Annotated in this window: 10 protein-coding genes; 5 read left to right on the top strand and 5 right to left on the bottom strand. The window is 70.7% G+C overall.

What is annotated here, in order from left to right:
- From ACXRVZ_RS15780 to ACXRVZ_RS15770, 3 genes are all read left to right on the top strand, one after another.
- Positions 1–882: sensor histidine kinase (locus ACXRVZ_RS15780; protein WP_458232555.1), on the top strand; the 882-nt coding region annotated here is incomplete at its 5' end.
- A 91-nt stretch (positions 883–973) separates the two neighbouring features.
- Positions 974–2,212 carry a glycerophosphodiester phosphodiesterase gene (locus tag ACXRVZ_RS15775; protein WP_457417646.1) on the top strand — a complete coding sequence of 413 codons (1,239 nt, stop codon included), beginning with the start codon at positions 974–976 and terminating at the stop codon, positions 2,210–2,212.
- Between the two features lie 236 nt (positions 2,213–2,448).
- Positions 2,449–3,171, top strand: coding sequence for a response regulator (locus ACXRVZ_RS15770; RefSeq protein WP_458232554.1), 723 nt, complete (start codon positions 2,449–2,451; stop codon positions 3,169–3,171).
- Positions 3,172–3,180: 9 nt separating this feature from the next.
- Here ACXRVZ_RS15770 and ACXRVZ_RS15765 read toward each other — a convergent pair whose 3' ends face one another.
- Positions 3,181–4,215, bottom strand: coding sequence for a hypothetical protein (locus ACXRVZ_RS15765; protein WP_457417650.1), 1,035 nt, complete (start codon positions 4,213–4,215; stop codon positions 3,181–3,183).
- Positions 4,216–4,390: 175 nt separating this feature from the next.
- On the opposite strand from ACXRVZ_RS15765, the gene ACXRVZ_RS15760 reads away from it, so the two are divergent.
- Together ACXRVZ_RS15760 and ACXRVZ_RS15755 are read left to right on the top strand one after the other, a co-directional pair.
- Positions 4,391–5,164, top strand: coding sequence for a PEP-CTERM sorting domain-containing protein (locus ACXRVZ_RS15760; protein ID WP_457417652.1), 774 nt, complete (start codon positions 4,391–4,393; stop codon positions 5,162–5,164).
- Between the two features lie 70 nt (positions 5,165–5,234).
- The gene (locus ACXRVZ_RS15755; RefSeq protein WP_457417654.1) at positions 5,235–5,693 is read left to right on the top strand and encodes a rhodanese-like domain-containing protein; all 459 of its coding nucleotides are present in this window, start codon (positions 5,235–5,237) and stop codon (positions 5,691–5,693) included.
- Positions 5,694–5,710: 17 nt separating this feature from the next.
- Here the strand turns inward: ACXRVZ_RS15755 and ACXRVZ_RS15750 are convergent, their stop codons facing one another.
- Genes ACXRVZ_RS15750 through ACXRVZ_RS15735 form a run of 4 tightly spaced genes read right to left on the bottom strand, consistent with a single transcriptional unit; the run spans position 5,711 to position 10,185 of the window.
- Positions 5,711–6,364, bottom strand: a complete 654-nt coding sequence (locus ACXRVZ_RS15750) for a 3-keto-disaccharide hydrolase (RefSeq protein WP_457417656.1) — start codon at positions 6,362–6,364, stop codon at positions 5,711–5,713.
- Positions 6,364–6,981 (bottom strand): gluconate 2-dehydrogenase subunit 3 family protein, encoded by a 618-nt coding sequence (locus tag ACXRVZ_RS15745; RefSeq protein ID WP_457417658.1) that lies wholly within the window; start codon positions 6,979–6,981, stop codon positions 6,364–6,366. The genes ACXRVZ_RS15750 and ACXRVZ_RS15745 overlap by 1 nt, the downstream gene beginning before the upstream one ends.
- 2 nt (positions 6,982–6,983) lie before the next feature.
- Positions 6,984–8,783, bottom strand: coding sequence for a GMC oxidoreductase (locus tag ACXRVZ_RS15740; RefSeq protein WP_457417660.1), 1,800 nt, complete (start codon positions 8,781–8,783; stop codon positions 6,984–6,986).
- A gap of 49 nt (positions 8,784–8,832) precedes the next feature.
- A complete protein-coding gene (locus ACXRVZ_RS15735; protein WP_457417662.1) occupies positions 8,833–10,185 on the bottom strand; it encodes an MFS transporter in 1,353 nt (450 codons plus the stop codon).
- Between the last annotated feature and the right edge of the window lie 70 nt (positions 10,186–10,255).

Below are 10,255 nucleotides of genomic sequence, written 5' to 3'. Positions count from 1 at the left end.
GCGCTGAACGCCGCCGCCCGCCGCCTGATCGCGCCCGGCCGCGCCGTCGAACCCGCGGCCCTGCTCGCGCTGCTGGACGCCGAACCGGGCCGCCGCGTCGTCACGCTGCCCACCGAGCACGGCCAGGAGCGCGCGGTGCTGGCCGTGTCCGCGCTGACGGTGCAAGGCCAGGCCTGGAGGCTGGCGGCGCTGGCGCCCATCGAGTCGGAGCTGGAGACCGAGACGCTCGTCGCCTGGCGCCAGCTGGTGCAGGTGCTGACGCACGAGATCATGAATTCGCTGACGCCCATCGCGTCGCTGGCCGCCAGCGCCCCGGCGCTGCTGGAGGCGGGCGAGCACGAGGAGCTGCAGGCGGCGCTGGCGGCGCTGGCGCGACGGGCGGCGCATCTGCAGGGCTTTGTGGAGCGCTATCGCAGCGTCAGCCAGCCGCCCGCGCCGACGCTGGCCGACGTGCCGCTCAGCTCCCTGCTGCATGCGGTGCAGCGCCTGCTGGCACCGGCCTGGGCCACTGCGGGCGGTGGCGTGGACGTGACGGTCGAGCCCGAGAGCCTGGCCCTGCGCACCGACGCGGCCCAGCTGGAACAGGTGCTGATCAACCTGGCGCAGAACGCGCTGCAGGCCTGCGCCGGCCGGCCCGCGCCAAGGCTCAGCATCGACGCCCGCCTGAGCCGTGGCGCGCGCCTGCGGCTGACCGTGGCCGACAACGGCCCGGGCGTCGCGACGGGGCTGGAGCAACGCATTTTCACGCCCTTCTTCACCACGCGCGAAGGCGGCAGCGGCGTGGGCCTGGCCGTTGTGCGCCAGCTGGTGCACGGCCTGGGCGGCACCGTGCGCCACGCCAAGCGGCCGGGCGGCGGCGCCTGCTTCATCTTGACGTTCTGACAGCAAGTTAGGGGGTGCCCGCAGCCGTTGGGTCACGGCGCTGTCACCGCCCCTGCCTAGCCTGCGGCATTCGACTGACTGGAGTCATCGCATGTCCAAACCCCTTCGCTGGGCCGGCGTCTGCCTGCTCGCCGTGGCCTCGCTGGCCATCACCAAGCCCTCGCTGGCCCACGACCACTCGCGCGCCCGCGCCGAGAACGCGCCGCTGGTCATCGGCCACCGCGGTGGTGCCACCGGCTACCTGCCCGACCACACGCTGGAGAACTACGCGCTGGGCATCGCCATGGGCGCCGACTATGTCGAGCCCGACCTCGTCGCCACCAAGGACGGGCACCTGATCGCCCGCCACGAGCCCAATCTGATCGCGACGACCAACGTCGCCTCGCTGCCGCAGTTCGCGTCGCGCAAGCGCACGGCGGTCGTCGACGGCGTGCCCGAGGTGGGTTTCTTCGCCAGCGACTTCACGCTGGCCGAGATCAAGACGCTGCGCGCCATCCAGCCGCTGGCCGACCGCGACCCGTCGTTCAACGGCCAGTTCGAGATCCCGACGCTGGAGGAGGTCATCGCCTTCGTGAAGCGCAAGTCGGCCGAGGAAGGCCGTCGCATCGGCATCTACCCCGAAACCAAGCACCCGACCTACCACCAGCAACTCGGCCTGGCGCTGGAAGACCGCCTGCTGCATGTGCTGACCCGCGCCGGCTGGAACCACCGGGGCGCGCCGGTCATCGTGCAGTCCTTCGAGACGGCCAACCTGAAATACCTGCGCAGCAAGTCCAGCCTGCGCCTGGTACAGCTGGTGGACGCCGACGACATCAACGCCGACGGCAGCCTGGCCTTCAACAAGCCCTATGACAAGCCGTATGACTGGGTGGTGTCCGGCCGCGCCGGCCTGTTCAAGGACTTGCTGACACCCGCCGGCCTGGCCGAGGTGCGCACCTATGCCGACGGCGTCGGCCCCTGGAAGGTCTACCTGCTGCCCAGCGCCTGCAGGACGGTGGCCGCCGGCGGTGGCTGCGCCGATGTGACCGGCGACGGCCTGGTCGACGAGCGCGACCGCAAGCTGCTGCCCGCCACCGACATCGTCGCCAACGCGCACAAGCTGGGCCTGATGGTGCACCCCTACACCTTCCGCAGCGAGCAGAAGCGCCTGGCCAGCGACTACAAGGGCAGCGCGGTCAACGAGTACCTGGCCTTCTACGAGCTGGGCGTGGACGGCGTGTTTGCCGATCAGGCCGACCAGGCGGTCGTCGCCCGCGCGATGTTCCTGCTGAAGAACGACCCGGGCTATGCGCGCTGCCTCGTCACGGGGCGCAGCTGCATAACCAACTGAGCCCCTCGCCCGGTCTTGCCGCGCTGAACGCGGGCAAGCCCGGTCGGTCCCCCGTGGGGACGGCGATGCGTGCGGCATTGAGCCGCCCGCACATCGCCCGCGTGCCGGCTTGGGGCGGCCCGGCGCTCGGCACGGATTAAAAACGCGCAATTCCGGCAGAACGCCGGCTTTCCTCGGTGGTGGGCACCGGTGGCGGGTGATAGGCTCCCCGCTCACACACCCCAGGGATGGAGTCGATGTTTCACGAGTTGCAGGAGTTGCTGGGCGCCTATCTGATGCCGGTATTGATCGCGATACCGCTGGCCATCATCGTGCTCATTGCCGCCTTCAAGCGTGACGACTACCGCCCGCCGCGCGAGTACACGCCGCCGCCGCTGCCGCCCCAGGGCCGCCGGCCCCGCGCGGCCCAGCCGCCCGTCGTGCTGCCGCCCATCCCGGGCTTTCCCGGCACCGGGCCGACCATGTCCAGCGCCTTCGTCACGGCGCCCACGCCCATGCTGCCGCCGGCCGCCCCGGCGCCGGTCGTTCCCGAGGGCCCGGCCACCGTGCTCATCGCCGACGACTCGGCGGTCGTGCGCACCAAGCTCAAGCGCCTGCTGGAAGGCGCCGGTTTCGTCGTGCTCCAGGTCAATGACGGCAACGAGGCCACGGCCGCGCTGGAAGCCCAGCCCGAGATCGCCGTCCTCATCACCGACCTCGAGATGCCCAACAAGGACGGCTTCGAGCTGATCGCCGACGTGCACGGCAGCCTGGCCACCGAGGACCTGCCCGTCATCGCCATCACCGGCCACGACGAGCTGCACGGCCGCGTGGGCCAGATCGAAGGCGTCTACGGCATCTTCAAGAAGCCCTGGAACGACCGTGACCTGCTCAAGCGCGTGGAGTCGCTGGTGCATCTGCGCGCCGCTGCCTCGCGGCGTGGGCGGCGGGTGACGGACACGAGGGCGCCGGGCGCGTGACGCCGCCGCTCAGGCAGGCCGAAAGCTCCACTTCATCTTGATCTCGGCCTGACCACCGGCTCCCGCCGGCAGGCGAGCCTGATCCTGGCCCTCTGAGCTGAGCTGCACCAGTCGCTGCTGCAGCCAGGCCTGGGCCTCCATCCAGCGCAGACCGATGCGGCCCTCGTGGCGCTGGGCGCGGCGGTTGGTTTCCTCGCGCGTCTGCACCCCCTGCACGTCCTGCGGCACCAGGCTCAGCGCCGTCCAGACGCGGCCGTTGCGGGTGTCGAGCACGGCCTGCAGCGTGGGGCAGGGCAGGTCGTCGCGGCGGGTCTCGCTGCCCTGGGCGGTCTCGGTGTAGCTGACGACGCCTTGCACGTCGTTGAAGCGGCCCTGCACATGGTCGTCCAGCCTGGCCGTCAACTGCAGGCCGCAGGCCATCGCGCCGGTGAAGAGCAGATAGGGCGTGGCGGGGCCGCTGACCTCTGGCGCGTCGACACCGCCGCCGGCCTGGCGGCGGGCGTTCGCCTGGCAGGCTTCGCGGGGCTTGCCGGCGGGCTGGCGTTCGCAGGCGGCAGCGGCGTTGCCGTAGGCCTGCAGGCGGCCCTGGGTCGAGGCGGGCATCGTGGCCGCCGTGAGGGCCGAGGCCTCGCGCATCAGGCAGGCGCTGTCCTGGCCGCAGCGGGCCATCAAGGCCTGGGCCTTGGCCTGCATGGCAGCCACATCGGGCATGGGCGCCATAGTCGCTGCGGTGGCCATGCGCTGGGCCTGGGATTGGGCAGATTGCGCGGCCTGCAGCTGGCGGCGGTGGTCCTCCGGGTCCAGCGGGTTGTAGGGGATGGGCGCGCCGTCGCTTTGCAGCAGGGCGCTGAGCTGCCAGCGCTGGCTGAGCTTCTGCTCGCCTCGGTCGGCGCCTGCCTGCACGGGGCCCTGGCGCTGCAGCTCAATGTCGAGCACGAGGCGGCGTTGCTGCGCTTGCGCCTGGGCGCGGTCGGCCAGCAGGCAAAAGCCGGCCAGCGCGACCAGCAAGGTGAGCAGTGTGGTGCGAGGGTGAGAGGAGGTCATGGCCGTCGAGCGTTGCAGGTGGGATGGCCGGCATCGTCGGCCGCAGGGGCCGGCGGCGCATCGCCCGCGAAGAGCCATGCGCGCGGACCGGGGCCATGGCTCTTCACGGGCGATGTGTGACAGCAGGCCGCAAAAACACACTGCGGCCCGTTCGAAACCCAATCCACACACCGACATGAAACCGCTCCTGATCTCCCTGCTGCTGGCCTCCACCTCGCTGACCGCGCTGGCCGCGCGCCAACCCTTCGGCACCACCGGCGTCTTTGCGTCGGCCGGCGGCTCGACGACGGGCGGCCTCGGCCAGGCCGCCGCCACCAACAGCTATGCCAATGTGAACGTGAAGGCGGTGGGCAGCGCGTCGCTCATCGACGGCTCGCTGCACGCCTATGCCTGGTCCAGCAACAACCCGACGCTGCCCAAGGGCTGCCGGCCGGACATGGTGTCCTGCAACTGGGGCACCAGCGCCGAGGTCTGGTACCACGACACGATCACGCTGGAGGGCGGCGCGGACATCGAGGGCATCGCGATCCCCTGGCACTGGTCCGTCAACGGCACGACGACGCGCGGCAAGTGGTGGAGCGGCGCTTCGGCCTACAGCTACTTCTATATCGGCACCAACCCCGAAGGGTGGCGCACGGCGACCTACCTGGACGTCAAGAACCAGTCGCGCGAGATCACCAACACCTTCCAGCTCCCCGGGCAAGGCGAGTCGCTGAAGCTCTACATCTACGCATCGCTGACGACCTTCGCCGAAGGCGGCGCCGTGGCCGACTACTCGCACACAGGGCGCTTCAGCTGGGACTTGCCCGAAAGCGTCCACTACACCTCGGCCTCGGGCCGTTTCATGACCGCCCCGGTGCCGGAGCCGTCCAGCTACGCGTTGATGCTGGCGGGGCTGGCGGTGTTGCCGTGGGCGCGCAGGCGGCTCATGCAGCGTGAGCGCCGCTGACGCTTGCTGACTCCGTTAGGTCGCACCCAGGCTGCTGCTACGCTTGGCCCCGGCTTCCAGGGAGAGTTGCATGCGTTCCTCGGTCACTCCTGGCGATCCCATGCGTCGAATGCTGATGTGGGCACCCATCGCCGCCGGAGCGCTCTACCTGTTCGCCAAGCCCGATGGTCATGACGGCGCGCCGGCATTCAACGTCGAGGAGGTCCTCATCGAGGAAGCCAGGGCGCTGATGGCCGCGGGCGCCTGGGTCGTCGACGTGCGCGAACGCGCGGCCTACGAGGCGCGGCACATCCCGGGCGCCTTGCTGGCACCCTTGTCCAAGCTGGAAAGTGCCATCCCCGCCGCGCTGCTGGCCGTGCGGGATCTGCCCATCCTGGTCTATTGCGGCGATGGCCGCACCATCGGCCCCAAGGGTACGCACCTGCTGAACGCGGCCGGCCTGGCCCAGGCGGTCAATCTGAAGCCCGGCATTCAGGGTTGGGCCTCAGCCGGCCTGCCGGTCGAGCACGGAGCCGGCAAGCTCGCTTGAGCCGCCAGCGCGCCCGCTCAGGGCAAGACCCTGACCTTGATGCTCCTGAAATGCACCTCGCTCTCGGGGTCGTGCCCCTGCAACGCAAAAGTGCCGCTGGCAAGGAAGCGCTGCTCCAGGCCCTTCTTGCGCACGATGGGCGATTCCTCCACGTAGTCGGCCGTCTTCTCGGTGCCGACGAAGGTGGTGACGTGCTTGCCTTCCACGCGCACGGTCAGCGTGAACCACGTGCCGTCGGCGGCGATGACCTTCGGGAAATCCTGCACGCCCCACAGGCCGCCGGTGCGGCTGAGGTCGCTGTGCGAGTTGTTCACCTGCACCTCGTAGCCCAGATTGGGCCAACCGACCTCCTGCCACCGGGTGTGGAAGTAGACGCCGGAGTTGGCCTTGGCGAAGGTCATCACGTCGGCCTTGAACTCGAAGTTCCTGAACTCGTGCTGCTGCACGGGGCCGACGTAGAACAGGTGCGAGCGCGGGCCGCGCACGACGATGGCGCCGTCCTTCACGCTGAAGCTGCCAGGCGCGTCGCTGGCGCGCCAGCCGTCCAGCGTCTTGCCGTCGAACAGCAGTTGCCAGCCGGTCGCTTTCTCTTCACCGGTGAGGGCGTTCATGTCGGCGGCGTGGGCGGCGGTGGCCAGGGCAAGTGCCGTGAGGACGAAAGCTGTGCGCATCAGGAAACTCCAACGATCTTGAGGACGTGAATAGGTGGTCCGTCGAAGGTGACGGACGGCACATTGCCGACGAAGCCGAGGTCCTGGCTGCCCTCGGGCGTCGTATAGAAGCCGCCGGCGGTCAGGTCGCGAAAGCGCGCGAAGAAGAGCGCGGCCTCGGCAAAAGCCTGCGCCGCCTTGTCGACCCAGCAGATGTCGTCGGCGATCTGTGCCTGCTGGGCGGCGCCGAGCTGGTCGAAGCGCTGGCCGGCGAAGCGGCGGCCGCTCTCGGCGTCCAGCCAGGCCAGGCCGGTGACGATGAGCGCTTTGTCCTTGCTCTGGGCCGGGTAGGGCGCGCTGATCCACTCGTCGATGAACAGGTGCACCTGGAGCTGGGCCGCGCTGGGCGACTGCGCGTCGGCCGGGATGATGAAGCCGCACAGCGCCTGTGCGCAGCGGCGCTGCGCGGGCGTGAAGGTCAGCGGCCACAGCGCGCCGCTGCGGTAGCTCCTTGTCAGCTTGGGGTCGGTGCCATAGCCCTTCACTTTTCGCGTGGCGGGCGTGGCGCCGGCCGACCGCTCCACGCCCAGCGCGGCGCTGGCAGCCAGCATCCATTGCAGTGTTTCGCGGCGGTCCATGCTCAGAGTTCCTTTCGGCGCAGGCGCTCGACGATGTGGTCTGCCGTGCGCCAGGCCAGGGCCATGATGGTCAGCGTGGGGTTCTTGTCGGCGTTGGACGCGAAGGGCGCGCCGTCGGTCAGGAAGAGGTTGGGCACGTCCCAGGTCTGGCCCCAGCCGTTGGTGACCGAGGTCTTCGCGTCCGCGCCCATGATCGTGCCGCCCACCTCGTGGATGATGGAACCGCCCGGCGCGATGGCCTTGGCGCCGTCCAGCTCGGGGCCGCCGTTCACGCGGCCGCCCATGGCGGTGACGAGGTCGGCGAAGGTCTTCTGCATGTGCGCGGCCTGGCGCGTCTCGTGCGCGGCCCACTGCCAGTGAAAACGCAGCACGGGGATGCCGAAGCGGTCCTTGACCTGCGGGTCCAGCTCGCAGAAGGACTGCTCGTTGGGGATCATTTCGCCACGGCCTGACAGGTAGACGAAGGAGCCGTAGAGCCGCCGCACGTCCTGCTTGAAGCGCGCGCCATAGCTGCCCTGCGTGAGCCACTCCAGGCCCGCGCCGGTGCCCGAGGTGGGCATGCGCTTGCCGGTGCTGATCTCGATGTGATAGCCCCGGGGGAAGCCCAGCCCCTTGCTCTGCCAGTCGCGGCCTTGGCTGGAGTAGAGCCACCAGGGCACATAGGCATGGCCGCCACCGGCGCCGTCCTCGTTGTGCGGCGGCAAGCCTTCCAGGTGGGGCACCTGGCCGACCAGGTCGCTGCCGACGGTGTCCATGATGTAGCGGCCGACCTTGCCGCTGCTGTTGGCCAGGCCGCCGGGTTGGGAGTTCAGCAGGATGCGCACCGACTCGCAGGCGCTGGCCGCGAGCACGACGGCGCGCGCTTTGACCTCGATGTGCTTGCCGGTCGTGCGGTCGACGAAGCGCACGCCGCGGGCCTTGCCGTTCGCCGTCGTCACCTCGTAGACCATGGCGTCGCACAGCACATCCAGCTTGCCGCTGGCGAGCGCCGGCGGCAGGTGCACGGCGGGGCTCTGGTAGGTGGCGCCGATGGAGCAGCCGCGCACGCAGGGCGTGGCCCAGAAGCAGGCGGCGCGCTCGCGCATGGCCCGGGCCACCAGGCCTTGAGCGCGCGGGTTGCCGGGGTGCAGCAGGGCGGGTATGCGGGCGTCGTCCAGCTTCTTCGTCAGCACCGCGCGGTGGATGGGCACGACCGGGATGCCGAGCCTGGCCGCATGCTGCTTGATGAGGCGCTCGCCGACGCGCATGGCCGGCGGCGGCAGCAGGCAGCCGGCGGGCGAGTCGGGCGTGTTCTCCAGGCCCTCGTTGCTGCCGTAGATGCCAATCAGCATCTCGACCTTGTCGTAATAGGGCGCGAGGTCGTCGTAGCCGATGGGCCAGTCGAAGCCCAGGCCATCGCGGCTGTAGGGCTTGAAGTCGTAGGGGCCGTTGCGCAGCGAGATGCGGCCCCAGTGATTGGTGCGCCCGCCCAGCATGCGCGCGCGCCACCAATCGAAGCGTTCGGCCGGGTCCGTGGAGGCCTGCGTGTAGGGCTCGCCCGGCACCTGCCAGCCGCCGTCCACCGTCGCGTCATAGAAGCCGAAGGGCTTGTCCGGCGTGCTGGCGCCGCGCAGCGGGGCGTCGGCGCTGGTCTGGAACATCGGCGTCTCGGTGCGGAAGTCGTAATGGCGGCCGGCTTCCAGCATCAGCACCTTCACGCCTTCCAGCGCCAGCGTGTAGGCCGCCTGGCCGCCGCCGGCGCCCGAGCCGACGACGATGACGTCGTAGTCCCGCGCCAGCGTGCGCGTCGTCACGAAACCCATGCGCCCTCCCATCGAAGTGGCCGCAGTGTGCCACCACGGGAAAGCGCTTTCAGCTCGCCCGCTGCAAGGCCCGCGGGCTGACCACCGCGGCCAGGGCGGCCAGCGCGAAGGCCATCAACAGCACCGGCAGTACCTGGCGCGTGACGGGGTTGAACAGCAGGCCCGCGCCGGCCAGCGCGGCGCTGCTGACGAGGGCGTCGCTGAGTTGCAGCGCCGACGTGTTGCTGCCTTGGCTGGAGGGCGGCGACAGCTTGAGCAGCAGCACCGACAGCATCGGGAACGACAACCCGATGCCCAGCCCCACGCCCACCCAGCCGGCCAGCGCCAGCCAGTGCGGCAGCGCGGCGAAGGCGACCGGCGCCATGACGACGGCGATGCCGCCCGCCGCCGCCGCAAAGCCCGTGGGCAGCAGCCGGCGCCGGGCGGCATCGTTGGTCACGCGCGCCTGCACGGCGCTGCCGATGCTCCAGGTCACAGCGCCGGCGCTGAGCGCGATGCCTGCCTGCGTCAGGCTCCAGCCGAAGCGCTGCGTCAACAGCAGCGGCAGGAAGGCCTCGGCACTGGCGAAGGCCGCAGCGATGAAGCCGCGCAGCAGGATGACGCTGGGCAGGCCGCGCGCTGCCACCAGCGTGCCGGCCGGCAACAGGCGCAGCGCCGCCATCAACGCAGCGACCAGGCCGGCCGCGAACAGCAGGCCCGCGCCGGCACCGCTTTGCTGGCTGGCGCCATGCAGCATCAGCGCGCCGCCGCTGGCCAGCAGCGCCCAGCGCATCGCGCCCCAGCGCAAGGCCTCGCCGGTGCCGCCGCCCGCACGCTTGAGCGCCGGCAGCATCGCCGCCGCCGCCACCGGCACGGCCGCCGCCACGGCCAGGAACACCGAGCGCCAGCCCAGCAGATGCACCAGGCCCGACGCCAGCGCCGGCCCGACCAGCCCCGGCAACACCCAGGCACCCGCGAACATCGCAAACAGCTTGGGATGCAGCGGCGCCGGCACGACCTTGCCAACGCCCACGTACAGCGCCACGCCCAGCACGCCGCTGCCCAGGCCCTGCAAGGCGCGGCCGATCACCAGCACGGTCATGGACGGCGCGAAGCCCGCCAGCAGCAAGCCGAGCAGGAAGGCCGCGAGCCCGACCAGCGAGGCGCTGTAAGGCCCGCGCTTGTCGCACAGCTGGCCGGCGGCGGTCATGCCGATGACCGAGGTGGCCAGCGTCGCGCCGAAGGCCAGCGCGTACAGCGGCAGGCCGTCCAGCGCCTCGGCCACGGCCGGCATGGCGGTGGCGACGGCAATGGACTCGAAGGCCAGCATGGAGATCAGCGCAATGGCACCCACGCAGGCGGCGCGGCGGCCGGGGGCGAAGAGGCTCTGGAAAGCGTCGGAAGGCACGTCGGAAAGGATCATGGGAATGGAGGCTAAAAGCTCAAGCCCACTTCAAGTCAAGCACCGGGCGAAAGGCCAGCGCGACAATCGG

The sequence above is a fragment of the Roseateles sp. P5_E8 genome, assembly GCF_054177665.1.
The sequence above is the reverse complement of the archived record's forward strand: the minus strand, read 5'-3'. Positions and strand labels throughout refer to the sequence as shown.